Genomic DNA, 25,725 nt, shown 5'->3' with positions numbered 1-25,725 from the left:
TTCAGTGTGGCCGGCCGTCGAACTTGCGGTTAGATAGGTCGAGTCTTGCGACAGGGTTTCCATGCTGCACCGTCCGTCCGTCTACAGCTTGCTTTCGTCGTCGCCGCGCGCGCAGCGGCTGGCCGGGCTGGACCTCGGCGCCGGAAAGGCAACGGCGGTCTGGCGCAACAGCTTCGACCGCATGCGCTACGAGCGCCCGGACGGTCATACGTTCAGTCTCTACCTACGGGGCGGCGAAAGCACGTGGCGGCTGGACGCCGGACGTTCACATGGTTGGCCTGGTGCGCTCTGCCTGATGCCGCAGGGCGCATCTTCGGACTGGGAAATCAACGACACCTTCGAATTCGTCCATCTCTACGTCACGGACGACGAACTGCGCCGGCAGTTCTCCGAGACGCTTGACCGCGATGCGCGGCTGATGATCGTTCCCGAGGCAACGTTCGACGACGCGCCCCGACTCGCCGAAAGTCTGCAGCGTCTGGCAGTCGCGACGCATATCGGGGACGTCCTGAAAGCAGAAGAGGCGACCACCACTGCGATTTCCTGCCTGTTTTCCGACCCGCGCTACGGCGGAGCGCGACTGGCGTCTTTGCGCGGCGGTCTCTCTCCGTCGGTCCGGCGACGGCTGGTCGACTACATCGAGGGTCGCCTTGAACACGCGATCACCCTTCGGGAACTGGCAGGTGTCGCCGGGTTGAGCGAATTCCACCTGCAGCGAATGTTTCGCCAGAGCTGCGGCGTCTCGCCTTACGGCTTCATCCTCAACCGGCGCATCGATCGTGCAAGAGGGATGCTGGCGGACGGCGATCCTATCGCCGAGATCGCGTCCGCCTGCGGTTTCAGTAGCCAGAGCCACCTGACGCGGATGTTCAAGGCGGTAACCGGAGCGACGCCGTCCTCCTACCGCCGCAGTGTCGCGTAAGCCGGCATCTCATCGTCCGGACATCTTGGTCATCTTCTCCGAATAGCGAGCGCCGGCGACCTTTGCCGGTGCGAGGAGCTCGCCGAGAGCTGCAACATCGCTGCCCGAGAGTGGTAGATCGACGGCGGCGATGTTCTGCTCGAGATGCGGGATCTTGCTTGCTCCGGGGATCGGCACGATGAAGTCGCCTTGGGCCAGGACCCAGGCGAGGGAGAGCTGGGCGGGCGTCACGCCTTTCTCTTCGGCCATCTGCTCGAGCAATCTCACCAGGGAGAGATTGGCGTCGAAGTTTTCCGCCTGGAAGCGTGGCAGCGTGCGACGGAGGTCGTCGGAGGCAAGCCCGTCGAGCCTTTTCAGTGCGCCGGTCAGCATGCCGCGGCCGAGCGGTGAAAAGGGCACGAAGCCGATGCCGAGCTCCCGGCACGTCTCGAGTACGCCGTTTTCTTCCGGATCGCGTGTCCAGAGGGAGTATTCGCTCTGGACCGCGGCTATCGGATGGACGGCATGGCCACGGCGGATCGTTGCGGCGCTCGCTTCCGACAGGCCCAGAGCCTTGACCTTGCCCTGCCGCACCAGATCGCCCATGGCGCCGACCGTATCCTCGATCGGGACATCCGGATCGACGCGGTGCTGGTAATAAAGGTCGATCACGTCCGTCCCGAGCCGCTTCAACGAGGCCTCGGCGACGGCGCGAACATTCTCCGGCCGGCCGTCGGTTCCTGTGATCATCTGGTCGGAGGGCTTGGTCGGATCGATGCGGAAACCAAACTTCGTCGCGATCACGACGCGATCGCGATACGGCCGCAGAGCCTTCCCGACGAGCACTTCGTTCTTGTAGGGGCCATACACTTCGGCGGTATCGAAGAGGGTAACGCCGAGCTCGATGGCCCGATGCAAGGTGGCTATCGCCGAGCTCTCGTCGGCGGAGGGACCGTAGGCATGGCTCATGCCCATGCAGCCGAGCCCGAGGGCGGAAACGGAAAGACTTCCGAGTTTGCGCGTCTTCATCTGTTGCTCCTTCGTGTCGTCGGATGACGTTGGTGCGGCAGAGCCTTCTGACTCTGGGGTACGGCTTCAATCTAGTTCGCACGAAATGCTCTGATAATTACTGCAAAAGGAAACGACTTGTTCTATCTGTTGGAACAATGAATCGGACCCAACTTTCGCAACTCGCTGTTCTCGCCGCTGTCGCTGCGCATGGGAGTTTCCGCGCAGCAGCCAAGGAACTCAATATCGCACCTTCAGCGGTCAGCCATGCCGTGGCACGTCTGGAGGAGAGTCTGGGGGTTCGTCTCCTCGGTCGCACGACCCGTAGCGTACGCCCCACTGAGGAAGGGCGGCGTCTGCTTGACAGTCTGGCGCCGGCACTCGCGGAGATCGAGTCGGCAATGGCCGCTCTCGCCGAGATACGCGAGGCGCCGGCCGGAAACCTGCGCATTACTCTGCCGCGACTTGCCGCCGACCATGTGATCGTCCCCAGACTGGGTTCCTTTTTGAAGCTCTACCCGGAAATCACTGTCGAGCTCGTCACCGAGGATCGCTATGAGGATCTCGTCGCAAAGGGTTACGATGCCGGACTGAGACTCGGCGAAAGTCTGGAACAGGACATGATTGCGGTGAAGGCGAGCGAACCGTTTTCCGGCGCGGTCGTCGCGACGCCGGATTATTTCCGCGTCCATCCGATACCGGGGCATCCGCGCGACCTGTTGGATCACGTCTGTATCAGGCGCCGCTTTTCGAGCGGCGCGATCTACCGCTGGGAGTTCGAGAAGGAGGGGCGATCACTGGTCGTCGACGTCGAAGGTCCCGTGATCCTCTCGGACGACCGGCTGATGCTGCAGGCGTGTCTCGGCGGAGCCGGGATAGCCTATCTCTTCGATCAGCGGGTTGCCGAGGAATTGACGCGGGAGCGCCTGGTGCGCGTCCTCGAAGACTGGTGTCCACCTTTCGACGGCTTCTACATCTATTATCCGTCGCGCCGGCAGATGCGACCGGCGCTCAGGGCATTCGTGGATTTCTACCGGTTCAGCGCGTAGGGCGGCCGATTTCGTTCATAGGCGCACGCGGTATCGTACGTGCCCGTCTTCCTTCGCGTAGGTGTCGTAGAGCCTACGCGCCGTCGCGTTGTCGTGGTCGGTATGCCAGTAAAGGCGAGACCAGCCCTGTCCTTTGGCGAGCACGATCAGGTCATCGATCAATGCCCGTCCGATGCCCCGGCCGCGGAATCGCTCGTCGACATAGAGGTCTTCGAGATAGCAGTCCGGCGTCATCGACCATGTCGAGTCGTGAAAGTGATGGATGGCGAAGCCCGCCATTTCGCCGTCTACGAAGGCAAGCCGCATCGCCACGCGGGACGACGGATCGAGGATGCGCGCCCAGGTGTGTCTAGTGACCTCGCCCGGCAGATCGACCTTGTAGAAGGTTAGATAGTCGTGCCAGAGACGCAGCCAGCCGGCTTGGTCTCCTGACTGCGCGTCGCGTATCTCCATGGGCATGGACGTCCTATGCTCCGGCTTCGGTGAGGAGCGCCATCTGCGCGGCAGAAAGTTGAAGCCTGCCGGCGGCAATCAGGCTTTCGAGCTGCTTCAGGCTGGTTGCGGAAGCGATAGGTGCGGTGATGCCCGGCCGGGCAGCGATCCAGGCGATTGCGACGGTGGCCGGGCTGGCACTCGTTTCTGTTGCGACCTTGTCGAGTGCCGCGAGAATTCTGAAGCCCTTTTCGTTCAGGTAGTCGCCGACACGGTAGCTGCGTGAAGAACCCTCGACATCCTCCGGTTTGCGATATTTGCCGGTGAGAAAGCCGGCAGCGAGTGCGTAATAGCTGATCACGCCGATCTCTTGCGCAGTGCAGAGGGCGGAAAGAGGCCCCTCGAAGGCCTCGCGCGTATAAAGATTGTATTCGGGCTGCACCACGTCGTAGCGCGGCAAGCCCCGGGCGGCAGCGACATCGAGAGAGGCTTGCAACTGCGTGGCATCGAAGTTCGAACAGCCGATCGCCCGGACCTTGCCCTGCTGCTTCAGTTTCGCAAAGGCTTCGAGCGTCTCCCCGTGCGGCACGTCCGGGTCCGGCTTGTGGGCAAGATAGAGGTCGATGTAGTCGGTACCGAGCCGTCTCAGCGAGGCCTCCGCTGCTTCGGCGATCCACTTTGCGCTGAGACCCGTCTTCGTGCCGTTGTTGTCGAAGCCGACCTTGGTGACGATCACCGCACGCTCACGTGGTACATGGCCGCGCTTCAGCCACTTGCCGATGATCGTCTCGCTCTCTCCGCCGACGTGGCCGTCGACCCAGGCCGAATAGACGTCCGCCGTATCGATCGCATTGTAGCCGGCATCGAAGAACGCGTCGAGCAGTGCGAAGGAGGTCTTCTCGTCCGCCGTCCAGCCGAACACGTTGCCGCCGAAAACGACAGGGGCGATGGAAAGGCCGGTGCGGCCAAGCGGACGCTTCTGCATGGGAAAACTCCGTGGTTTCGTGGGGAGGGCCTTTCGCGGCCCGGTAGGAGCCGGAAGGTTAGCAATGGTGACCGTGATCGACCATCGAATTTCTTTGATGGGAGGACAACCGCCCGGGTGCCATTGCCTCGTCGGGTGGCAATGGATAGGTTGCCGCGGCATCGTTTCAGGAGGACCCCCATGTTGCGTTTTGGAATTCTGTCGACCGCGAAGATTGCCCGGGAGCTGGTGATTCCCGCAATTCAGGATGCGGAAGACTGCGTCGTTGCGGCGATCGCCAGCCGCGACTTCGCCAAGGCGCGTGCGGTGGCCGATCGTTTCTCGGTGCCTCATGCCTTCGGATCCTACGACGAGATGCTCGCGTCCGACCTCATCGATGCGGTCTATATCCCACTACCGACATCACAGCACATCGAATGGGCGATCAAGGCTGCCAATGCCGGGAAACATGTGCTGTGCGAAAAGCCGATCGCTTTGAAGGCGGAGGAGATCGATCAGGTGATCGCCGCTCGCGACCGCAACAAGGTCGTTGTTTCCGAGGCCTTCATGGTGACCTACGCACCGGTCTGGCGGAAGGTGAGGGCGCTGCTCTCGGAAGGAGCGATCGGCCGGCTGCGCCACGTGCAGGGCGCGTTTACCTACTTCAACCGCGATCCGGCGAACATGCGCAACGTGCCCGAACTCGGCGGCGGCGGACTTCCTGACATCGGCGTTTATCCGACGATCACCACCCGTTTCGCGACCGGCAAGGAGCCCTTGCGCGTGCAGGCGGTCACCGAGCGTGATCCGGTTTTCGGCACCGATATCTATTCAAGCGTGAAGGCAGAGTTCGACGGCTTCGAATTGAGCTTCTACGTCTCGACTCAGATGGCGAACCGCCAGATTATGGTCTTCCACGGCACCGACGGCTTCATCGAGGTGCGCTCGCCCTTCAATGCCGACCGCTGGGGTCCGGAAGAGGTCGAGTTGACGAACCAATCACACAATCTCTCCCAGGTCTTCCGTTTTCAGGACAGTCGTCAGTACCGCTGCGAAGCGGAGGCTTTCGCCCGTGCCGCTGCCGGCGAACAGGAGGAGATCGTGACTCTGGAGAACTCGCGCGCCAACCAGCGCTTCATCGACGCGATTTATCGCGCCAGCGAAAAGGACGGCTGGGAGACAGTATAAGGCGTGCCCTCAGCTGTTGCGCCTGAAGAAGCGCCAGTAACCAAAAAGCGTGAAGGCAAACGTTGCGATTGCGCAGAGCAATTGCAGCGGGACCGGATGTATCGCCGGCATGTCGAAAACGAGTGCGACGTAGAGTCCGAGTTTTAACGCGGCTGCCAGGGAAATTGTCGGCCGCAGACGCCTGCGGTCGAATGCGTCGTCGCCAAAGATCCGACGGAACGCAGTTGTCTCGTTCATCCAGACAGACACGATCAATCCCGCCGGCGATGCTAGAAGACCGGCGGATATGGGAGAGAATACCGGCAGGAGCGCCGCCAGAAGCAGCGCATCGACGGCATGGCCGCAAATCAGAGCGAGCGAGAACCGGACGAGACCCATCAAGATCTCATGTGTTGATAGTGATCAGCCCGGCAATTATCAGCACAGTGCCGATGACGTAGCGGAGCGTTATCGTCTCGCCAAGAAACATCTGGGCGAGCAGAGGCACGAAAAAGAACGTAAGCCCCATAAACGAATAGGCTAACGTGAGAGGCACACTCTTCAGGACGTAGATCCAGATCAGGGTGCCCGCGCCATAGATCGCAAGAGCCGACACGAGCAATGGATTGAGGGCGAGATTGACGAGTCCTCGGACGCTGAGGTCTCCGGTCGTGCCGCTTGTGAGCTTGAACAGAACCTGTCCCGTGGCAATCAGCAAAGGGGTTCCTGTTAGCGCGAGCCAAAGCCCGGGGGAGAGTGATGCCAGCATAGTCACCTCACAGGACACACGGCCTATCTTCGCAGTAGTAGATATCACGTCCGATATCCATGCAGTGGTAGCTTTCGGGTATGGGGTGCATCGCTCGCAGGAAGGAATGAACGTATGGAAAGAAATTGAAATGCGGATTGAAGGTGTAGCGGTATTCTCGCTCTCGCGGCACCACGATGATTAGCCGCTTGCGGGCAATCCGACGCAGCTCTTGGACTGCCTGACGGTAGTCGAGAAGATGCTCGATCACGTGAGTACAGACTACTGTATCGAATTCGCCGGTCGCGAACGGCAGAGCTTCGATCTTGGCCGCTACGTACTCGACACCTGGTAGGGCTGAGGCGTCATCGATCACGAAGTCTACGCCCGTCAGACGCACCAGCGCTGGGTTGGCGTCACGGATGCTGGTTAGCAAGGCCCCGGTTCCACAACCGACGTCGCACACACTTTCGCCGGCGATCGATTGGCAGATGCGCTCGATACAAGCCTTCGAGTTGTCTGTTCCCGCATGCACCCGTGGATGATTGCGATACAGCGCCTCATATTCCTCCTCCGTCAGGAAGGGTGCCCTCTCGCGGAACTCGGCCAGGTGCACGATGTGTTCGCCCCACACGCGCTTGGCCATCCATAGGAAGAGAAAGGAGTCCTTGAGGACTGGCGGCAATAAATCTTCGATGATGAACCGGATACGGTTCGTCGCCTCGCGGTTCATGTGCTGGTTTCCCTCCAACTGTCTTTACGCGGCATGGCTTTTGTCAAAGGGAGTAGGGACGCTTTTATTCCGAACATTCCGTTTCTGAGCCGGTTTGGAATAGCCAGTGAGCGTCATGTAATGAATGCGCAACTGCTCGGCGCGCGAGCGGGCGACGGAATCGAGGATGGTGCCGGCGGTGAGGAAGAGAAGCGACATCATCATCAGTGCCAGCGAGAACACCCAGGTCGGCATGCGTTCCACCAGCCCGGTCTGGAAATAGGCGTAAAGGACCGGCGTCATGAAGACGACGCTCGCAGTCATCAGCGCCGCGGAGAAGGTGCCGAAGAAGGCGAAGGGGCGTGTCTCCTTCATCAGCATCGCAAACATCCAGAGGATCTTCGCGCCGTCGCGGAAGGTCGAGAGCTTCGAGTGGGAGCCTTCCGGCCGCCGGCCATAATCAAGTTCGAGTTCGCAGACCGGAAGTTTCAGGCGCGAGGCATGGACCGACATTTCTGTCTCGATCTCGAAGCCGCCGGAAACAGCAGGGAAGCTCTTGACGTAGCGGCGGGAGAAGGCGCGGTAGCCGGAGAGGATATCGGTAAAGTCCTGCCCGAAGAGGAAGCGATAGAGACGGTTGAAGAGCCGGTTTCCGAAGGCATGGCCGTTGCGGCCTGCATCCTGATGAACGCCGCGGCGTATGCCGACCACCATGTCGGCGCGCTCGGTAATGAGGGTGCGGACCAGCTCTTCGGCATCCTCCGGGGCGTAGGTGCCGTCGCCGTCCGCCATGATATAGACGTCGGCCTCTATGTCGGAGAACATGCGGCGCACGACGTGGCCCTTACCCTGACGGCGTTCGCGGAAGACGGTCGCTCCGGCAAGCATCGCGTGAAGCGCCGTCCCATCTGTGGAGTTGTTGTCGTAGACGTAGATGCGCGCGTCCGGCAGGGCCTGCCGGAAGCTGCGCACGACGTGCCCGATTGTCGCTGCCTCGTTGTAGCAGGGCAGCAGAACAGCAATGTCGAGATCGTCCGACCCGGATACGTGCATACTCGTTACTCGCAAAACACAGCCGGCGCTCCGGGTTATCCGAGGCCCGGTTTTACTATTTCTTGAGAAGGTTAAGGCTAGGTTTCGCCCGCATGTGACACCTGAAATTTCCGCCGTCCGGTTCCGCCGGTGCGACGACGAGGGAGCAGCCCGGCATGGCGGCCATCGACATCACGAACGACGAGCGCAGACCGCTTTGGACGCGTTACAGCTTCTCCCTTCTGTTCTACGCGGTGGTGACGGTTTCCGCGCTCGCCTTTCTCAATCTGCCGGGCGCGCAAGACTATGTCGGAACGGACAACGACGACGTGATGCGCCTCGTCGTCGTTCGCGATCTTCTCGCGGGACAAGGCTGGTTCGATAATGTGCAGCATCGCCTGGGCCTTGAGGCAGGCACGGCAATGCATTGGTCGCGACTGATCGACCTTCCGATCGCTGGGCTCATTGTGTTCTTCCGGCAGCTCATGCCGGAGAGCGTGGCCGAGGCCGGGGCCTTGCTGGCCTGGCCGCTGTCGCTCACCATCCCCTTTCTGGCGATGATGGGACTCGCAGGCCGCCGGATGGGCGGCCCGCAAGTCATGCAGATCGCCTTTGCGATGACGACCATTCTCGTCGTTACGTCGAACCGCTTCCTGCCCGGAGCGATCGACCACCACAATGTCCAGTTCGTTCTCATCGCCACAATGGCAGCAATGCTGGTCGACGCCGACTACAAGCCGTGGAGCTTCGCCGTCGCCGGCGCGGCTGCGGCCGCGGCGATCGCGATAGGGGCGGAGACGACGCCCATCGTCGCCGTCGTCTGCCTGATTGTCGCCGTTCTGTGGGCTTGGCACGGAAGCGCATTCGCCGCCGCGGCTCGGGCATTCGCACTGGCAATTGCCATCGGTATAACGGTCGTCTTCTTCGCCACGGTCCCGCCGAGCCGCTACGGCGAAGTCACCTGTGACAGCCTCTCCATCGGCTATTACGGGATCACCGCGGCTGGCGGTGCACTGCTGTTCCTTTCGGCCTTGCTGGCGAGCGGAGTTCGCCGCGAGTTCCGTTTCGCCGTGCTGGCCGGCGATGGCGTGATCGTCGTCGCGACGGCGCTTATTCTCGCGCCGCAATGTTTGCGCAATCCTCTTGCCGATCTCGATCCGCTGCTGGTCCGGCTGTGGCTCTCCAATGTGATCGAAGCGCAGTCCGTGCTCAGCGAATTGAGCAGCGAGCCCGGCACATTCGGCGGGTTCTACGCGGTCGGTCTTTTCGCCCTGCTCGTCTGCCTTTCGCGGATATGGATGCGCGACCGTGTCGAACTGCACGCCATCCTTCTGGCCCTCGTGGCGGCCGCCTGGGGAATTGCCCTGATCCAGGTGCGCGGCGCTGTTTTCGCAAATCTTTTGGCGATCCTGCCGTTGGCGCTCCTGATTTCCGAACTCCGCCGCCATGCGCATGCCGATCCGGAGAACATGAGCATCGGCTTCTTCTTTCTCGGAAGTGCCCTCATGGCGGTGCCGAGCGTGTGGGCCTTCGTTGGCGTGCTCGCAGCCGAGGGTACGGACGGCATCGCCAACCGGCTAAGGAGCGGAGAACCAAAGCAAACCGAGACGGCTGCATCCGCGGACTGTGAAAGCCGAACGGCGATAGCGCCAATGGTGAACTTGCCGGCGACGACGGTGGCGGCACCCTCCGACAGCGGTTCCGAAATCCTGCGGTTCACCGCCCATCGCGTGCTTTCGGCGCCTTACCATCGCAATCAGGGAGGCATGCTGACGGAATTGCATATCGGGCTTGCTACTCCAGCCGAGGCGGTCGCCTTCTTGCGTGGGGCAAACGTCGGTCTCATCGCCTATTGTCCCGAAGACGCACAGACGAAGCGCCTGGCGGCGATGAAGCCGGACGGGCTCTATGCGGCTCTCGGGCGTGGCGAGATTCCGCCTTATCTCGTGGCCTTGCCGCAGGCGGAGGGCTCGGGATTCCGGCTCTATAAGGTGGACCTGCCGGCTGAATGACGCCCGCGCGGTTGATAACCGGCCTTCGACAGCCGATGCATCGCTTCGATGGCTGATCTTTGCCGTCAATTGGGCTAGTAAGCCTGCATGGCCAATTTTTTCAGTGATGATTCGCCCACCAATCTCACAGAATTCACCGTGTCGGAGCTCTCGGGTTCGATCAAGCGGACGATCGAGAGCGCCTTCGATCATGTCCGGGTGCGCGGCGAAATCTCCGGCTATCGCGGCCCTCATTCCTCGGGTCATGCCTATTTTTCCCTGAAGGACGACAAGTCGCGCATCGACGCGGTGATCTGGAAAGGCACATTCTCGAAACTGAAATACCGCCCGGAAGAGGGCATGGAGGTCATTGCGACCGGCCGCGTCACGACCTTCCCCGGCTCATCGAAGTACCAGATCGTCATCGAGGCACTGGAACCGGCCGGCGCCGGCGCGCTGATGGCGCTTGTTGAAGAGCGCAAACGGCGGCTTGCGGCGGAAGGCCTGTTCGATGCCGCCCGCAAGCAGTTGCTTCCCTACATGCCGAAGGTGATCGGCGTCGTGACCTCGCCAACCGGTGCCGTCATCCGCGATATCCTGCACCGAATCTCCGACCGCTTCCCGGTCCACGTGCTCGTATGGCCGGTGAAGGTGCAGGGGGAAGGATGCGGCGAGGAGGTCGCAAACGCGATCCACGGTTTCAACGCCATCGAGCCCGGTGGGCCGTTGCCGCGTCCCGATGTCCTGATCGTCGCGCGCGGCGGCGGCAGCCTCGAAGATCTCTGGGGCTTCAACGACGAGATCGTCGTGCGGGCCGCAGCCGAAAGCGCTATCCCGCTGATTTCCGCCGTGGGGCACGAGACGGACTGGACGTTGATCGACTATGCCGCGGATGTGCGGGCGCCGACGCCGACCGGTGCTGCAGAAATGGCAGTACCGGTCAAAGCTGACCTGGAGGCGCAGGTGGCGAACCTCGGCGCACGGCTTGCAGGTGCAAGCAGTCGTCAGATGGAATCGAGACGCCAGAACCTCAGGGCGCTCGCTCGCGCCCTCCCGTCACTCGACCAGTTGCTGGCACTGCCGCGCCGCCGCTTCGACGAAGCCGCGGGTAGCCTCGGTCGCAGCCTCGAACTGAATACGATGAACAAACGCCGCAGTTTCGAACGTGCGGCCTCCCGCCTCAACGCCGACATTCTGGCACGGCGGATCGCGGAGCGGCGCCAGCGCCTCAACGAACGCGCCTCGCTTACCGAGAGGATCGTGGAGCGCATGGTCGATCGGCTGAGATCCCGCCTCGGCCGCTGCGATGCCGCGCTCACGGCCATACCGTCGCGTCTGCAGTCGCAGACAGGACGTGCCCGCGACCGACTGACGGGGCTGGTCGCCCGTGCCGATGCCGCCGTGATGGCGGAGACCCGGCAGCGCCGGCATGCGATCACGGCGCACGACCGCATGCTCCAGTCGCTTTCCTACAAGAACGTGCTGATGCGCGGCTATGCCGTCATACGCGATGCTGGCGACCGCCCGATTTCGCGCGCCGCCGGACTGTCGACGGGAACCGCCGTCGCGATAGAGTTCGCCGACGGCCGTGTGTCGGCCGTTACGGGAGAGAGAGGGGAAGCCGTCGCACCCCCGTCGGCGCGAGAGGTGAAGACAGCACCCGCTGCGCCCAAGTCTCCGAAAAAGAGCGAGCCACCGGCCGGCCAAGGCAGCCTCTTCTGATCGGCACGAGGTATCCGTCGCGCCAAGTCGGACCGACGGATGGAATATGTCGCATGATCGAGCCTTTCTTCGCCCGCCTTCACAAGCGCGTGAATATATCTTGCCATAAAGATAAATTGGCGTAAGCATTCCGCTTCGTGAACAGGGAGGCGGATCCAATGGTGAAATCGACGGAGATCACGACAGTTGCCGTTACCGCGGTGGCACCGGCGATCTGGGGGAGCACCTATATCGTGACGACGACAATGCTGCCGCCAGGCTATCCGGTAACCGTCGCGATGCTCCGGGCGCTGCCGGCGGGGCTCATCCTACTCGCGTTCGTCCGCCAGCTCCCGAGCGGGTCTTGGTGGTGGAGAATGCTGGTGCTCGGCGCGCTCAACTTTACGATCTTCTGGGCGATGCTCTTTGTCTCCGCATACCGGCTTCCCGGTGGCGTTGCTGCGACCGTGGGTGCGGTCCAGCCGTTGATCGTCATAGGGCTTTCGCGTCTCGTGCTGACGACACCGGTGCGCCTGGCGGCCGTCGTCGCGGGCCTTGCCGGACTTGTCGGGGTCGGCCTTCTGGTGTTGACGCCGAAGGCGGCGCTTGACCCGATTGGCATTGCCGCGGGACTGGGCGGTGCCGCTTCAATGGCAACGGGCACTGTGCTGACGCGTCACTGGCGCCCGCCAGTATCGAGTCTGACGGCGACGGCCTGGCAGCTGACGGCAGGCGGGCTGCTTCTGGTGCCTCTCGCCTTTACGCTGGAACCACCATTGCCTGCACTCTCATCCCTGAATATAGCCGGTCTCGCTTACCTCGGCCTGGTTGGCGCGGCATTTACCTACATTCTGTGGTTTCGTGGTCTGGTGCGGCTAGAACCGTCTGCGGTGTCATCGCTTGGCTTTCTTTCCCCGCTGGTCGCCACCTTGCTTGGCTGGCTGATTCTCGACCAGGGTCTGACGCCATCACAACTCGTCGGGTTTGTGGTCGTGCTTGCGAGCGTCTGGCTGGCGCAGCGAGCGACAGCATCACCACCGACGGCGGCGAAGCCCGCACCCGCGTCCTGAGACGGTAGCCGTGCGAGTGATGCGAGCGTACACCAGCGACAGACTTTTTGTCGCTTGGCGCGAAGGCTTGCGCCGCCGCCATTTAAACGCTCACCTGACTTCCTATGTGTATTCGTATCGCCGGCGGACACTGAGGCGGTGGCGCTGCAACCGACTGTCGCTCGAGGAGTATGAGATCATGAAGCGGATAGCGGGAATAATTCTCACGGGTCTTTCGCTGGCCGTCGGTACGCCTGCACTTGCGGGCGATGCCGAACTCGCGTCGATCCTGTTCGGAAAGGTATACAACGACGGTGTCACGGCGGTGCAGGTCGGCGCAGGCTACCGCTGGAGAAACGGGGATGTCCCGCTCTTCGTCCGGCATCCTTCACCGGCACTCATGCGTGCGGCGCAGGCGGAAGCGGCAAGCGATCCGACCCTCGGCGAGGCGTTGTCGCGCCGCGGCATCGCCCTGCACAACGTCATCTGGATCCAGACGGCGATGAACGGCGGCCGGATCATCTATCACTATTAAGATATAGGCTCTCGTGGCGACGAAACGGAACGCCCTTACCGCCGCCACGAGCGTTGCCGATTAGGCCCACTCACCCCGGCGCATGACCGGGACCCGGCTTCCGTCAGCTTTCACGCCATCGATATCGACCTTGTCTGAACCGATCATCCAGTCGATGTGGATCAGGGAAGAGTTGCCGCCCTGCGCCTTGATCTGGTCCTGTGTCAGCGAGGCGCCGTTGAGGAAGCACTTCGAATAGCACTGACCGAGCGCAATGTGGCAGGAGGCATTCTCGTCGAACAGCGTGTTGTAGAAGAGGATACCGGAGGCCGAGATTGGCGAGGAATGCGGCACCAGTGCCACTTCGCCGAGTCGGCGGGCACCATCGTCGGTATCGAGCACCTTCAGCAGAACCTCTTCGCCCTTCGAGGCCTTCGCCTCGACGATGCGACCGCCCTCGAAACGGACCTGAATATCGTCGATCAGGGTTCCCTGATGCGAGAGCGGCTTCGTGCTCGAAACATGGCCGTCCACCTTCAGCGCGTGCGGCGTGGTGAAGACCTCTTCGGTCGGGATGTTCGGGTTGCAGGTAATGCCGTTCTTGGCGACCGAAGCACCGCCGTGCCACTCGTGGCCGTCAGCAAGGCCGACCGTCAGGTCTGTGCCGGGACCGGTGAAATGCAGCGCCGCGAAACGCTCGCCGTTCAGCCAGGCGGAACGCTTGTGGAGCTCGGCATTGTGTTCGGCCCATGCGGACACGGGGTCGGGGCGGTCGACACGAGACGCGGCGAAGATCGCGTCGGCGAGCTTGCGGACCGCATCGTCGACCGGAAGCCCGGGGAATACGAGCGTTGCCCAGGAGGGATTCGGATAGGAGCAGATGTTCCAGTTGATGTCGAAATTGGAGATGTGTTCCAGCGCAGGCTTGTAGGCGATCGAGTTCGCCTTGTTGGCACGTGCTACCTTGGCCGGGTCCTGGCCGGAGAGCAGCATCGGGTTGTCACCGGCGATTGCCAGCCGTGCGGCACCCCTCGCAAAGGCTTTCGCCATGCCCTCATAGAGCCAGCCGGCGGCCAGGTCGAAGCTTGCATCGGGAGCGTGCCGGTAGCGGGCGAGGGTCGTCTCCTCGTCGGAGTAGAAGGTGGAGACCAGGCTCGCGCCCGCCATGTAGGCGTGCTTGGTGATGAGCCGGACGAGCGGCATGGCGGCGATCGGCGCCGTCATCACCAATTCCTGGTCCCGCTGCAGATGCAAGCCCACCTTGACGGCTACCTCGGCCAACTTTTCGAGCTTTGCCGGATCGACTGCGGTGTTGAAATCGGGTGCGATTGTCATCGGAAACCTGCCATTCTGTTGTGATGTGTCGCAAAGACTTAGAGGTCTTTGCGGCGAAATTGAAGTCCACGCTCTGGCCGGGACGGCTTCTCGCCCGGTTCGCGGCGTTTGGGCTTTCGTCACGCGATCACGGCGGCGATGATCGCCTTGAGTGCCCGCTGGGCGTCCTTCGGATCGAGGCGAACCTGCACGCCGCGCTGGCCGCCATTGATGTAGACATGCGGCTCCGCGAGTGCACTCTCCTCGATTGCCGTCGGCACCGCCTTCTTCTGTCCGAAGGGGCTGATGCCGCCGACGTGGTAGCCGGTGAGCCGCTCGGCTTCCGCCGGCTTCATCATCGCCGCCGACTTGCCGCCGAAGGCAGCGGCGAGCTTCTTCATGCTGACCTCACGGTCGGACGGAACGACGACGCAGACCGGTTTGCCGTCGACCTCGGCCATGAGTGTCTTCAGCACGCGGCGCGGCTCCTCGCCGATCGCTTCCGCGGCCTGGAGACCGATACGCTCGGCATCTGGATCGTAGTCGTAGAGGTGAACGGAAAAGGCAATGCCTGCCTTCGTGAGGACCTGCGTGGCGCGTGTGGTCTTGGACATCGAAAACCTTAGGCGGCGAAGAACTGGTCATAGAGTTCTGGCTTGAAGCCGACGAGCACTCGCCCTTCGTTCTCCAGAACCGGCCGCTTGATCATCGACGGCTGGTCGAGCATCAGCGCGATTGCCCGTTCACGATCAAGGTTATCTTTGGCGGCGTCCGGCAGTTTACGGAATGTCGTGCCGGCGCGGTTCAGAACGGTTTCCCATCCAACAGTATCGCACCATCGCTCGACCCTGCCGCGGTCAATCCCGGACGACTTGTAGTCGTGAAAGGCGTAGTCCACACCGTGCTCCGCCAGCCAGGTGCGTGCCTTCTTCATGGTGTCGCAATTCTTGATGCCGTAGACGGTAACCTGCATGTGTCGTCCTGCTGCGCCTCCGGGGCGGTCGTCGCCCCGCTTCTGATATGAAGGCATAGCAAAACGTCGCGGCCTTTCAAACGACCGGAGCGACGGTAATTGGCTTTGACACCGGCGCGGGTTTGCGCCTCAATACTTCACAGCGCAGGTAGAGGGAGGGCGGTCGACCGTGGCGAGGATCATGCTGAAGCGGGTCTACGAGCCCGCAGCCGAGACCGACGGAACGCGGATACTCGTCGATCGGCTCTGGCCCCGCGGGATCGCCAAGGAAAAGGCCGGCATCGATCTCTGGCTGAAGGACATTGCCCCGGGCGATGCGTTGCGCAAGCGGTTCCATGGCAAACCGGAAGACTGGGAAGAATTTCGCGCCGCCTACTTCGCCGAGCTGAAAACGCCAGCAGCACAAGCCGCTGCGGAGACGCTCCGCCGCCATCTGGAGGATGGGCCAGTGACGCTGCTCTACGCAGCTCGCGACGAGCAGCACAACAATGCCGTCGCGCTGAGAGACTGGCTCGCAGACAACGCCTGATCATGTCGCACGTCGAGGCCGACATGTTTGGCGTGAAATGTCCTATCTTTGTCACGAAAGACGATTTCGCTTTATGTGCTTGCCGTTATCATCTCCACATGTTCAACACATGGAGATGCATGAAATGTCCGAAAATGATGTCGCCCTGATCGTGATCGACGTACAGGAATCCTTCCGGCACCGGCCGTATTTCCGCGAGGAAGGGCTTGCCGCCTATATTGCCCGTCAGCAGGCGCTGATCGATGGCGCCAGGGCTGCAGGCGTTCCGGTCGTGCAGATCTTCCATGTTGAGGACGAGGGACCGTTCTCGGAGGCATCCGGAAACGTCACGACGCTGAAGCCGCTGCGGATCGAACCGGATGCAACTTTCCGGAAGCGTCGCCACAGCGCCCTCGTCGGCAGCGGCCTTGACGTTTGGCTCGTCCGGAACGGCATTCGCAAAGTAATCATCTCTGGCATCCGCACCGAACAGTGCTGCGAAACGACGGCGCGTCACGCCTCCGACCTCGGCTACGCGGTGGACTATGTCGGCGAGGCAACGCTCACTTTCCCGATGACGGATGCCGGCGGGCGCGAGTGGAGTGCTGAAGAAATCCGAGCCCGTACCGAGCTCGTGCTCGCCGGCCGTTTCGCCCGCATCGTCACCGTCCAGGAAGCGCTTGCCGGTCTTTCGGAGAAGATCGCCGCATGACGGACGATATGCAGCGTCTGAGGGAAATCCCGGTCTTCATGGTCGTGCCACCCCGTGCGCTGCTGCTCGACATAGCCGGTCCGATGGAAGTCCTGCGCAAGGCGAACCTTGTCCAGGAGGAGGTTTCCTTCTCCGTCCGCTACATCGGCCCGGCCCCGACTGTCGGTAGCTCGATCGGCTTGCAGCTTGCAGCGGTCGAGCCTCTGCCTGAGGAACTGCCGGAGGGTTCGCTGGTGGTTGTCTCGGGTGCTGCCGACAAGCCGCTCGGCCAGGTCTTCGACAGCCGCGACGAAGACACGCGGCTCGAAGCGGCAATCGTCGCCTGGCTGGAACGTGCCGTTCTCCCGGGCCGGAGGCTTGTTTCGATTTGTTCGGGCGCGCTGCTCGCCGCCCGCGCCGGCCTCCTGGACGGTTACGAATGCACGACCCATCATGAAACGACCGCCGAGCTGATCCGCCTTGCGCCGACGGCGCGTGTGCGGGAGAACCGTCTCTATGTCGAAGATGGCGAGCGACTGACGAGCGCCGGGATCACCGCCGGCGTCGACCTCATGTTGCACATCGTTGCGAAGGAAGCGGGACACGCGACCGCGCTCGCAGTCGCCCGTTATCTCGTCGTCTATCTGCGGCGCGGTGGTGCCGATCCCCAGCTCTCGCCCTGGCTCGAGGGGCGCAATCACATTCATCCGGCGATCCATCGCGCCCAGGATGCTGTGGCTGCCGACCCGGCGCGGGATTGGTCAGTCGACGAACTCGCCCGCGTGGCGGTAACGAGCCCGCGCAATCTGTCGCGGCTCTTCAACGAACATACAGGGATGAGCGTCAGTGACTATGTCAACCGGATGCGCATCGCCCTGGCGCACGAACTCGTGATCGGCACGCGGCTCGACATGGAAAGCGTGGCGGAGCGGGCCGGCTTCGCCTCGACACGGCAGTTCCGTCGCGCCTGGAACCGTTTGAATTCCCTGCCCCCAAGTCGCGCCAGAAAACTGCCGCACGAACACGTCCACGCATGACGGACGGACCGGGAATCGCTATCCGGCCGCGATCGCCGCAATGAAGAGTGCCGATGCGGCGGTGGAGGTAAGTGTGCGAACGTGGTTCCAGCGCGTCCAGACATCGAGGTAATGTCGCCATACCGCATCGACATCGCCCGAACTGATTTTCGCGAGACGATTGTTGAGCGGTACGTTGAAGACCATCGTCACGACGAACATGCCGACGACATAGAGCACACCGCCGAGGAACGTCGAAAGGCTGCCGGGTTCACCCCAGCGGATCAGGGCGATCAGGGCGAGAATGGCACTCGACGCCGTGGTGCCGAGGAAGAGCGGCATGAATGTCGACCGGAGAATTTCAACGTTGATCGCGTTCATGGCCGTAGCGCCGGCCTCTGCGCCGGTACGGTCGAGAGCCCGCATGATGAAGGTGGAGAAGGCAAAGTAGAGCCCGGCCAGCAGGCCACAGCCGATTGCCGAGAACCAGAGAAGAACGGTAAGGATGATATCCATCATGGCTTATATCCTCCAGGCCCCGTTTGCCGCCGCACCGCGCGCGTAATCGGAGAAGTCGCGGGGGCTCGATCGAGGGCTTCCTCAACGCCGTAGGTGACGGCCGAATTGCGGCCGTCGAGCACGACCGCGAAGAGTTCATCGAGCAGTGAGACTAAATCTTCCGTGAGACCGGCCTGACGCAGTCCCGAGGCAAATTCCTCGGAGGATATCCGCCGGTAATGGATCGATCGACCCGCCGCATGTGAGATTTCCGCAACTGCCTCTGCAAAGGTGAGGGCGCGGGGGCCGGTGACTTCGTAGAGCCGCCCCGCGTGCCGCGGATCTGTCAGCGCTGCCGTGACCACCTCGGCGATGTCGTTGGCGTCGACAAAGGGTTCGGCTACGGCTCCCGCCGGCAGGGCCACCTCACCGGCGAGCACGCTTTCGAGCAGATAACCTTCGGAGAAGTTCTGGTTGAACCAGCTCGCCCGAACCACGGTCCAGGGCACGTCGGCGGCTTGAAGTACCTCTTCTGCCCGCTGCGCGCCGGGCTCCCCGCGCCCGGAGAGGAGGACCAGTCGTTCGAGGTTCTTCTCACGGGCGAGGCCGGCAAGGGCCGCGACAGCTTCGGCAGCGCCCTCGACGGCAAGGTCGGGCTGATAGGTAATGTAGGCGGCGGAGATGCCCTCCAGCGCGGAGGGCCACGTCTCGGGCTGATTCCAGTCGAAGGGAATCTCGGTCGAACGCGAGACGGGGCGGGTGGTAAGGCCGCGGCCGCGAAGAAGGGTATTGACCCGCGCGCCTGTCTTGCCGGCGCCACCAATGATCAGGATCGGAAGCTGCGTCATTAAAGTTCCTCCCTTTAAAATACGAGAAAAACTCGCATTTGCAAAAACCGATAAACTCTCGTATTTCACTTGTCAAGCGACGAGGAGAACCGAATGACGCGGAACACGTCGTCGGATGGCGAAGACGGAACGATGGCAAGAGGCATGGCACGGCTGGTGCCAACGCAGAAAAGGAGCCGTGAACGCTTCGAGCGCATTCTTGAATGTGCGGCGGCGGTGATGGCGGAGAAGGGCAGCGAGGCCTTCCGCATGAGCGATATTGTCGAACGTATCGGTGTTCCTTTCGGCTCGCTCTACCAGTATTTCCCGGATAAGGCCGCGATCATCGGCACGCTTGCCGTGCGGTACAACGCCGTCGGACGCGAATGCGTTCGGCGGGATCTCTCCGCCATGGAACGCCCTGCCGACATGCATGCGGCGCTTTGCCAGATCGTCGACAGCTACTATCGCATGTTCATCGACGAGCCGGTCATGCGTGACATCTGGCAGGCGACACAGGCCGACCGGATGTTGCAGCAGATCGATGAGGAGGACGCTGCTTATCTCGCCGGTCTGCTGGCGCAAGCGCTATTGCGCGTCGGCCCAGGCGCCGAGAGGTCGGCGGTCGAAACCTTCTCGCAGCTCGTCATGACACTCGTCGCGGCCGCCGTCCGCCATGCGATCACCCTGGCACCGGACGAAGCGCAGAGAACATTAGCGCTCTTCAAGCGAATGCTGCCAAAGGACGTTCCGGCGACGGCAAGCTGATGTTGGTCCAGATGCTTGCGCTGGCGTCCGCGGAAATGTCGGTCTGAGCGCCGAGCGGCTCACACGCGCCAGACAATGGAGCCCCCGGTCATCCCGGCACCGGCCGCGCTCAACAGCAGGGTCTCTCCGCGACGAAAAGGGCGCTCCTTGTGGCTGATGGAGAGCGAAAGCGGGATGGTGGCGGCCGATGAATTGCCGAATTCGGCGATCGTCTCGAGCGTCCGGTCCTTTCCGATCGACAATTTCTCGCAGAGCGCATCTGTCATGCGGGCATTCGCCTGATGGGGAACGAAGCGGGTCACGTCGCTCGTCTGCAGGTCTGCATCTGCCAGCGCTCTCATGGCCGTATCCGACATCATCCTGACGGCCGAGGCAAAGACCGACTTGCCGTCACGAATGCTCATCCGGCACTGGTCGTCCGGAAGATCCGACCGGAAGGGAAGCGAACTGCCCCCTGCCGGAATGCCGATCAGGCCGTACTGGCTGCCGTCGGTCGCGAGATCGAGCGAGAGCAATCCGCGGTCGCTGTCCGCAGTAGGCGCCAGTAAGACGGCGCCGGCCGCGTCTGCAAAGAGCACGGCGGACGCGCGTTCGTCGGGGTTTATCCGGCGGCTCAGGATGTTTGCCGCGACCACCAGCACCGGTCTGCCATGGCGCACTACGTGGCTATCGGCCAATGCCAGCGCCTGCAGGAACCCGGTGCAGGCCCCGGCAAGATCCACCGCACCGCAGCGGGTAAGCCTGAGGTTGTGGGCGAGCAGCGGAGCAGACGGCGGCAGCAAATGGTCGGGGGTCGAGGTGGCAAGCAGCGTCAGGCCGATATCCCGCCGTTCCACATCGGCACTCTGAAGTGCAGCCTCAGCCGCCTGTGTCGCAAGCGTGGTCAGGCTGTCCTGCGGCTCGGCCCAGTGGCGGCGTCTGATCCCTGTGCGTCGTTCGATCCAGCCGGATTCCAGGCCGAGCCGCTGCTCGATCTCGCGGTTTTCGACAACGCGTTCGGGGACACTGTGGCCGAACCCGACCATCCGGCTCGACCGACTCATCAGCTGGTGCTCCGGATCAGGTCGGCGCATTCGTCGATGGCAGCATAGGCTCGATTGAGCTCTTCGGCGGAAGAGCAATAGGGTGGCATGAGGTAGATGACGTTGCCGAGCGGACGAATGAGCAGTCCTCTTTCGCGAAACAGCCGACGCAATCTCGGACTGACGTCGGACAGGTAGCCGGTGCCCTGTGTTGCCAGATCGAGTGCCGTGATCGTCCCGATCTGCCGCACCTCCGAGAAGCGCGGGTCGTTGCGGAAACGTGCGAGCTTCTCGCTCTGCATGCTGGTCAAAGTCGCTATCCGTTCTTTCACGGGTTCTTGCCGCCAGATGTCGAGATTGGCCAATGCCGCGGCGCAGGCGATTGGATTGGCGGCATAGGAGCTGGAGTGAAAGAATGTCCGGCTGCGATCCGTCGAGCGGTGCGCTTCGAAAATCTCCGGTTTGCTGAGCGTCGCGGCAAGGGGCAGTGCACCGCCCGTCAAGCCCTTGGATGTACAGAGAATATCCGGAGTGATGCCGGCCTGTTCGCAGGCGAACAGGGTGCCGGTGCGACCCCAGCCGGTCATCACCTCGTCTGCGATCAGGAGAGCGCCGGAACGGCTGGCGATAGCGGCAATCTCGGCCAGAACCGAAGGAGCGTAGAGCTTCATCCCGCCGGCACCGAGTATCAGCGGCTCGACGAGTACGGCGGCCACGTCGCCGCCACGGCAGAGCTGCTCCAGCGCATCGAGGGTCTGCTGCTCCTGACCGGGCCTAGGAAAGGGGAGCCGGCCGACGTCGAACAGCAGGGGCTGATAGGGGGCGTTGAACACGCCGCGTTCACCGACCGACATCGCACCGACGGTGTCGCCATGATAGCTGTGTTCCATAACGATGATCCGGGCTTTTCGCTCGCCGCGGTGATGGAAATAGCCGAGCGCCATCTTGATGGCGACCTCCACCGCGGTGGAGCCGCTGTCGGAGTAGAAGACGTGGGTGAGACCGGGCGGTGCGAGTTCGATCAGGCCGGACGCGAGCGCTTCTGCCGGTTCATGGCTGTACTCCGCGAAGATGACCTGGTCGAAGTTTTCCGTCGCGTCGCGGATCGCAGCCATGATCGCCGGGTGGCGATGGCCATGGGTAATCACCCACCAGGAGGAAATCCCGTCGAAAATCCGCTGCCCATCCTCATCGATCAGGCTCGAACCTTCGGTCCGAACAATCCGTTTGAAGGGCTGCTCCAATCCGTGTTGCGTAAAGGGATGCCAGACAGGTGATGGCGATTGGGCGGCATTCATGGCCTGCTCTCCGGCTGGAAGATCGAAAGGTCGAAGTGGTCGCGAAAGGCGCGGACGAGTGTCGATGGATTCAGATCGGCAAGGAACGGCAAGCGCCCGAGGCGGCGAACCCTTCCAAGGTGCGCGATTGAGGCTTCAACATGTTCGTCCGGGTCGCCGATAAACGCGACACCGAGTACCGGGACATTCCGCGAGCGCAGAGCCTCGATCGAAAGTAGCGTATGGTTGATCGTCCCGAGACGTGTTCTGGCGCACACGATGACTGGATGCCCCCAACGCGCGAAGACGTCGATAAAGAGCCGGTCCGGAGTCAGCGGAACCATCAGGCCACCAGCGCCCTCGATCACCAGTGGGCCATCGATCGCCGGAGGATCGATCGCGTCCGGATCGATGCTGACGTTATCGATTTCGGCGGCGATGTGCGGCGATGCCGGCGTGCGAAGCCGCCAGAGTTCCGGCAGAACTCGGTTGTCGGCGAGTCCACAAAGTCGGGCGACGGTCTCGCTGTCGGTTTCGTCCTCCAGGCCGGACTGGATGGGCTTCCAGTAGAAGCCGTCGAGTGCGGCCGTCAGCGCGGCGGCGAAAACCGTCTTGCCCACGCCGGTATCGGTCCCGGTAACGACGTAGCGCGCACTCACGAGGATATCTCCATGAGCGCGACGGCGAGATGGTTGAACAGGGAGCGGACCTCTTCCTCTTCGACGTTGCAGGTTATCGAGACGCGCAGTCGTGCCGTTCCGGCCGGAACTGTCGGCGGTCGGATGGCCCGCACATCGAAACCATCTTGCCTCAACCGGTCTGCGAGTCTGATGGCCCGTCCGTTCGAGCCGACGACGACCGGCTGGATCTGTGACCCGCTCGATGTGCCGAGGAGATCGGTGCTCAATCTGTCGGCGAGGTGAACGAGGTGATGGAGGCGCCGCCGTCGCTCTGGTTCATCGCGGAGTATCCTCAGGACCTCGCGGAGAGACGCTGCCTGAAGCGGCGAGGGAGCGGTCGAGTAGATGAAAGGCTTGGCGTGGTTGACGAGATAGTCGAGCAAAACGGCGCTTCCCGCGACGAATGCGCCCGACATGCCGAAGGCTTTGCCGCAGGTATGGAGGACGAGGACATTCTCCCGGCCTTCGATGTCGGCGGCGAAGCCACGACCGTCCGGCCCCCAGACACCGCTCGCATGGGCCTCATCGACGAAGAGAAATCCGTCGTGACGATCTGCGACCGCCATCAGATCCTGAAGTGGTGCGCGGTCGCCATCCATCGAATAGAGGCTCTCGACCACGATCCAGGGCGTACCAATGCCGCCGCCCTGTCGCCAGCGACGGATCGCCTCTTCGCAGGCCTCGGCATCGTTGTGCCGAACGGCCATGGCTTCCGCTCGTCCGGCCTTAACCCCTGCATGCGCGCTCGCATGAATGAGAACATCGTGCAGTACGAGATCGCCGCGTTGCGGCAAGGTCGACAGAACGGCAAGGTTGGCGGCGTAACCGCTTCCGAAGTAGAGCACGCGTTCGCTGCCGAAGAAGGCTGCCGCCTCGGCCTCCAGCGCCTCGTGTTCCTCGTGATTGCCACGCAACAGCCGTGATCCGCCAGCACCCAGAGGTACGCCCCGCTCCAGCGCTGCCATCGTTCCGGCCGCCATCCGCGGACACGAGGCGAGGCCGAGATAGTCATTGGACGAGAAGTCGATGCCGGCCTCGGCGCAGAGCCGGCGGCGGCGATCCTTCTGCTCAAGCTGCCTGAGCTTGGTGTCGTAGCGAGCCAACTGCTCGAGCATCAGCGGCTGTCCTCGGCGGTGAGGCCCAGCCGGCGGAAGAGGCTTTGGTCCTTGTCCTCCCCGGGATTGGCCGCCGTCAGCAGGGTGTCCCCGACGAAGATCGAATTTGCGCCGGCGAAGAAGCAGAGGGCCTGCAGCTCATCCGACATGGCGCTGCGTCCGGCCGAAAGGCGCACGTAGGAGCGCGGCATCAGTAGCCGAGTAAGGGCAATGACTCGGACGAAGGCGATCGGGTCGACCGGCGCCGCATCCGCCATTTTGGTGCCGGGGACGGGGATAAGCATGTTGATCGGCACGCTCTCCGGCGGAGACGGCAGGTTCGCGAGCGTGACCAGCATGTCGATGCGGTCGTCCTCGCTTTCGCCCAGTCCCATGATGCCGCCGCTGCAAACCTTGATGCCGGCCTCTCGCACGTGGGCAAGCGTTTCCAGTCGCTCTCCAAATCGGCGGGTCGTGATGACTTCGGGGTAGAAGCGTTCGGAGGTGTCGACATTGTGGTTATAGTAGTCCAGTCCCGCTTCGGCGAAGGTCTGGGCTTGCGCGGGGGACAGCATCCCCAGCGTCATGCAGGTTTCGAGGCCGAGTGCCTTGACGCCCTTCACCATGTCGACGATCGCCGCCTCGTCTCGGGCCTTGGGGCTACGCCAGGCGGCACCCATGCAATAACGGGTCGCTCCCGCATCCTTCGCCTTCTGCGCTTCGACGAGCACCTGCTCGCATGAGAGCAGCTTCGAGGCCTTCAGTCCCGCCTCATGATGCGATGACTGGCTGCAATAGCCGCAGTCTTCAGGACAGCCGCCCGTCTTGATGTTGATGAGCTTGCTGAGCTGCACTTGGTTGGGGTGGAAATTCTCGCGATGAACGGTATGGGCCTGGAAAAGCAGATCGCTGAAGGGTTGCAGGTAGAGGGTTCTGGCATCCTCGAACGCCCAGGCCGGACTTGCGTCGTCGGTGGTCGTTGTCTGTTGCCGGTTCAGGTCGTGCATGGCCGCATCTCCGCGTTTTTCCCAACGTCGAGGCTTGGCAAATAATAGATTATCTATTAAATCTCCTCGTGATGTTAGGCTGTCTACAAATATCCAGATGGTCAATGAGAATTATTATAGATTATCTATGGGACAGAGATGGCGGAAACGGTTGCGGAGCGGATTGCGAGGGTGTTGGGCGAGCGGATCGTCGCCGGAGAACTGATGCCTGGTGCGCCGCTGCGTCAGGATCGGATTGCCGAGGAGTTCGAGGCAAGCCATGTGCCGGCGAGAGAGGCATTCCAGCTGCTGAGGTCGCGTGGGCTGGTGGTCGCCGAACCTCGCCGGGGGGTGCGGGTCGCGCCGCTGGACCCGGCAGCGATCCAGGAAACGGTCGAGATCAGGGCGGCTCTGGAAAGTCTCGCACTCACCTTCGCCGGGCCCCGCATGAATGCAGTCTGCCTCGAGCGGATCGAGAAGGCACTCATTGCTGCCGATCAGGCGCAGACCATGGCCGAGTGGGAGCAAGCCAATCGCGTATTTCACCGCGAGCTCGTCATGCCGTGCCGGATGCCGAAGCTCCTTTCGATGCTCGACGATCTTCAGCTTGCCAATTCGCGGATCATATTCTCGGCGACGCGCTCGGCCGGCTGGCAGCCGGGTTCGAGCCTTGCGCATCGTCAGATCGTGAATGCACTGAAAAAGAAGGAGTTCGATCGTGCGGCGACCATGCTGCGCAATCACATCCGCGGGCTCGAACGCGCGGCGTGAGACCTTACTGGTGTCTCCAGACGCTTCGCGAG

The 25,725-nt window shown here is 62.5% G+C and carries 28 protein-coding genes and 1 pseudogene; 12 read left to right on the top strand and 17 right to left on the bottom strand.

Annotated features, from left to right (window positions below; translation table 11 throughout):
* Positions 1 to 61: 61 nt before the first annotated feature.
* Complete coding sequence (locus tag H4I97_RS16195; RefSeq protein ID WP_483296242.1) at positions 62 to 922, top strand: helix-turn-helix transcriptional regulator; 861 nt, start codon at positions 62 to 64, stop codon at positions 920 to 922.
* 9 nt (positions 923 to 931) lie between these two features.
* Here the strand turns inward: H4I97_RS16195 and H4I97_RS16190 are convergent, their stop codons facing one another.
* The gene (locus tag H4I97_RS16190) at positions 932 to 1,930 is read right to left on the bottom strand and encodes an aldo/keto reductase (protein WP_182305647.1); all 999 of its coding nucleotides are present in this window, start codon (positions 1,928 to 1,930) and stop codon (positions 932 to 934) included.
* 137 nt (positions 1,931 to 2,067) lie between these two features.
* Here H4I97_RS16190 and H4I97_RS16185 point away from each other — a divergent pair, with 137 nt between their 5' ends.
* Positions 2,068 to 2,958, top strand: a complete 891-nt coding sequence (locus H4I97_RS16185) for a LysR family transcriptional regulator (RefSeq protein ID WP_182305646.1) — start codon at positions 2,068 to 2,070, stop codon at positions 2,956 to 2,958.
* Positions 2,959 to 2,973: 15 nt separating this feature from the next.
* On the opposite strand, the gene H4I97_RS16180 is transcribed toward H4I97_RS16185, so the two are convergent.
* Both H4I97_RS16180 and H4I97_RS16175 read right to left on the bottom strand, forming a co-directional pair.
* Positions 2,974 to 3,417, bottom strand: a complete 444-nt coding sequence (locus H4I97_RS16180; protein ID WP_182305645.1) for a GNAT family N-acetyltransferase — start codon at positions 3,415 to 3,417, stop codon at positions 2,974 to 2,976.
* A 7-nt stretch (positions 3,418 to 3,424) separates the two neighbouring features.
* Positions 3,425 to 4,375, bottom strand: coding sequence for an aldo/keto reductase (locus tag H4I97_RS16175; RefSeq protein ID WP_182305644.1), 951 nt, complete (start codon positions 4,373 to 4,375; stop codon positions 3,425 to 3,427).
* A gap of 180 nt (positions 4,376 to 4,555) precedes the next feature.
* Here H4I97_RS16175 and H4I97_RS16170 point away from each other — a divergent pair, with 180 nt between their 5' ends.
* On the top strand, positions 4,556 to 5,542 hold the full coding sequence (locus tag H4I97_RS16170; protein ID WP_182305643.1) for a Gfo/Idh/MocA family protein: 987 nt from the start codon (positions 4,556 to 4,558) through the stop codon (positions 5,540 to 5,542).
* A gap of 9 nt (positions 5,543 to 5,551) precedes the next feature.
* On the opposite strand, the gene H4I97_RS16165 is transcribed toward H4I97_RS16170, so the two are convergent.
* From H4I97_RS16165 to H4I97_RS16150, 4 genes are read right to left on the bottom strand one after another with little or no spacing between them, the layout of a single operon-like run.
* Positions 5,552 to 5,920 (bottom strand): hypothetical protein, encoded by a 369-nt coding sequence (locus H4I97_RS16165; protein WP_182305642.1) that lies wholly within the window; start codon positions 5,918 to 5,920, stop codon positions 5,552 to 5,554.
* A 7-nt stretch (positions 5,921 to 5,927) separates the two neighbouring features.
* Positions 5,928 to 6,290 carry an EamA family transporter gene (locus H4I97_RS16160; protein ID WP_182305641.1) on the bottom strand — a complete coding sequence of 121 codons (363 nt, stop codon included), beginning with the start codon at positions 6,288 to 6,290 and terminating at the stop codon, positions 5,928 to 5,930.
* Positions 6,291 to 6,297: 7 nt separating this feature from the next.
* Entirely contained in the window at positions 6,298 to 7,002 is a 705-nt protein-coding gene (locus H4I97_RS16155; protein ID WP_182305640.1) for a class I SAM-dependent methyltransferase, read from the bottom strand.
* A gap of 24 nt (positions 7,003 to 7,026) precedes the next feature.
* A complete protein-coding gene (locus H4I97_RS16150) occupies positions 7,027 to 8,034 on the bottom strand; it encodes a glycosyltransferase (protein WP_182305639.1) in 1,008 nt (335 codons plus the stop codon).
* Positions 8,035 to 8,189: 155 nt separating this feature from the next.
* Here H4I97_RS16150 and H4I97_RS16145 point away from each other — a divergent pair, with 155 nt between their 5' ends.
* The 4 genes from H4I97_RS16145 to H4I97_RS16130 all read left to right on the top strand — a co-directional run bounded on the left by H4I97_RS16145 (position 8,190) and on the right by H4I97_RS16130 (position 13,289).
* Entirely contained in the window at positions 8,190 to 10,025 is a 1,836-nt protein-coding gene (locus tag H4I97_RS16145) for a hypothetical protein (RefSeq protein ID WP_182305638.1), read from the top strand.
* A gap of 87 nt (positions 10,026 to 10,112) precedes the next feature.
* A complete protein-coding gene (gene xseA, locus H4I97_RS16140) occupies positions 10,113 to 11,726 on the top strand; it encodes an exodeoxyribonuclease VII large subunit (protein ID WP_182305637.1) in 1,614 nt (537 codons plus the stop codon).
* Positions 11,727 to 11,884: 158 nt separating this feature from the next.
* Positions 11,885 to 12,775: an EamA family transporter gene (locus H4I97_RS16135; RefSeq protein ID WP_182305636.1), complete on the top strand. Its 891-nt coding sequence runs from the start codon at positions 11,885 to 11,887 to the stop codon at positions 12,773 to 12,775.
* A gap of 178 nt (positions 12,776 to 12,953) precedes the next feature.
* On the top strand, positions 12,954 to 13,289 hold the full coding sequence (locus H4I97_RS16130) for a hypothetical protein (protein WP_182305635.1): 336 nt from the start codon (positions 12,954 to 12,956) through the stop codon (positions 13,287 to 13,289).
* 60 nt (positions 13,290 to 13,349) lie between these two features.
* On the opposite strand, the gene H4I97_RS16125 is transcribed toward H4I97_RS16130, so the two are convergent.
* The 3 genes from H4I97_RS16125 to H4I97_RS16115 form a co-directional block, all read right to left on the bottom strand.
* Positions 13,350 to 14,603, bottom strand: coding sequence for an aminopeptidase (locus H4I97_RS16125; protein ID WP_182305634.1), 1,254 nt, complete (start codon positions 14,601 to 14,603; stop codon positions 13,350 to 13,352).
* A 119-nt stretch (positions 14,604 to 14,722) separates the two neighbouring features.
* Entirely contained in the window at positions 14,723 to 15,196 is a 474-nt protein-coding gene (gene ybaK / locus H4I97_RS16120) for a Cys-tRNA(Pro) deacylase (protein ID WP_182305633.1), read from the bottom strand.
* Positions 15,197 to 15,204: 8 nt separating this feature from the next.
* Positions 15,205 to 15,555: an ArsC family reductase gene (locus H4I97_RS16115; protein WP_182305632.1), complete on the bottom strand. Its 351-nt coding sequence runs from the start codon at positions 15,553 to 15,555 to the stop codon at positions 15,205 to 15,207.
* A 169-nt stretch (positions 15,556 to 15,724) separates the two neighbouring features.
* On the opposite strand from H4I97_RS16115, the gene H4I97_RS16110 reads away from it, so the two are divergent.
* The 3 genes from H4I97_RS16110 (at position 15,725) to H4I97_RS16100 (ending at position 17,791) form a co-directional block, all read left to right on the top strand.
* Positions 15,725 to 16,084 carry a DUF488 domain-containing protein gene (locus H4I97_RS16110; protein WP_182305631.1) on the top strand — a complete coding sequence of 120 codons (360 nt, stop codon included), beginning with the start codon at positions 15,725 to 15,727 and terminating at the stop codon, positions 16,082 to 16,084.
* 124 nt (positions 16,085 to 16,208) lie between these two features.
* On the top strand, positions 16,209 to 16,775 hold the full coding sequence (locus H4I97_RS16105) for an isochorismatase family protein (protein ID WP_210297086.1): 567 nt from the start codon (positions 16,209 to 16,211) through the stop codon (positions 16,773 to 16,775).
* Complete coding sequence (locus tag H4I97_RS16100) at positions 16,772 to 17,791, top strand: GlxA family transcriptional regulator (RefSeq protein ID WP_182305629.1); 1,020 nt, start codon at positions 16,772 to 16,774, stop codon at positions 17,789 to 17,791. Before H4I97_RS16105 ends, H4I97_RS16100 begins: the two co-directional genes overlap by 4 nt.
* A gap of 18 nt (positions 17,792 to 17,809) precedes the next feature.
* On the opposite strand, the gene H4I97_RS16095 is transcribed toward H4I97_RS16100, so the two are convergent.
* Positions 17,810 to 18,289, bottom strand: a complete 480-nt coding sequence (locus tag H4I97_RS16095; RefSeq protein WP_182305628.1) for an anthrone oxygenase family protein — start codon at positions 18,287 to 18,289, stop codon at positions 17,810 to 17,812.
* 3 nt (positions 18,290 to 18,292) lie between these two features.
* Positions 18,293 to 19,116, bottom strand: a pseudogene (locus H4I97_RS16090) (NmrA family NAD(P)-binding protein).
* Between the two features lie 93 nt (positions 19,117 to 19,209).
* Here H4I97_RS16090 and H4I97_RS16085 point away from each other — a divergent pair.
* On the top strand, positions 19,210 to 19,863 hold the full coding sequence (locus H4I97_RS16085) for a TetR/AcrR family transcriptional regulator (RefSeq protein WP_182305626.1): 654 nt from the start codon (positions 19,210 to 19,212) through the stop codon (positions 19,861 to 19,863).
* 59 nt (positions 19,864 to 19,922) lie between these two features.
* Here the strand turns inward: H4I97_RS16085 and H4I97_RS16080 are convergent, their stop codons facing one another.
* Genes H4I97_RS16080 through bioB form a run of 5 tightly spaced genes read right to left on the bottom strand, consistent with a single transcriptional unit; the run spans position 19,923 to position 24,943 of the window.
* Complete coding sequence (locus H4I97_RS16080; RefSeq protein ID WP_182307682.1) at positions 19,923 to 20,909, bottom strand: beta-ketoacyl-ACP synthase III; 987 nt, start codon at positions 20,907 to 20,909, stop codon at positions 19,923 to 19,925.
* Positions 20,906 to 22,183, bottom strand: coding sequence for an adenosylmethionine--8-amino-7-oxononanoate transaminase (locus H4I97_RS16075; RefSeq protein WP_182305625.1), 1,278 nt, complete (start codon positions 22,181 to 22,183; stop codon positions 20,906 to 20,908). Before H4I97_RS16075 ends, H4I97_RS16080 begins: the two co-directional genes overlap by 4 nt.
* A complete protein-coding gene (bioD, locus tag H4I97_RS16070) occupies positions 22,180 to 22,821 on the bottom strand; it encodes a dethiobiotin synthase (protein ID WP_182305624.1) in 642 nt (213 codons plus the stop codon). The genes H4I97_RS16075 and bioD overlap by 4 nt, the downstream gene beginning before the upstream one ends.
* Positions 22,818 to 23,957: an 8-amino-7-oxononanoate synthase gene (locus H4I97_RS16065; RefSeq protein WP_182305623.1), complete on the bottom strand. Its 1,140-nt coding sequence runs from the start codon at positions 23,955 to 23,957 to the stop codon at positions 22,818 to 22,820. Before H4I97_RS16065 ends, bioD begins: the two co-directional genes overlap by 4 nt.
* Positions 23,957 to 24,943: a biotin synthase BioB gene (gene bioB / locus H4I97_RS16060; protein WP_182305622.1), complete on the bottom strand. Its 987-nt coding sequence runs from the start codon at positions 24,941 to 24,943 to the stop codon at positions 23,957 to 23,959. The genes H4I97_RS16065 and bioB overlap by 1 nt, the downstream gene beginning before the upstream one ends.
* Positions 24,944 to 25,081: 138 nt before the next feature.
* Between bioB and H4I97_RS16055 the strand changes: the two genes are divergently transcribed.
* A complete protein-coding gene (locus H4I97_RS16055) occupies positions 25,082 to 25,693 on the top strand; it encodes a GntR family transcriptional regulator (protein ID WP_182305621.1) in 612 nt (203 codons plus the stop codon).
* Positions 25,694 to 25,725 lie beyond the last annotated feature (32 nt).

Source organism: Ciceribacter thiooxidans, from assembly GCF_014126615.1.
GTDB classification, from domain to species: Bacteria; Pseudomonadota; Alphaproteobacteria; order Rhizobiales; family Rhizobiaceae; genus Allorhizobium; species Allorhizobium thiooxidans.
Note: the sequence above shows the minus strand (reverse complement) of the source record. Positions and strands in the feature narration are given on the sequence as shown.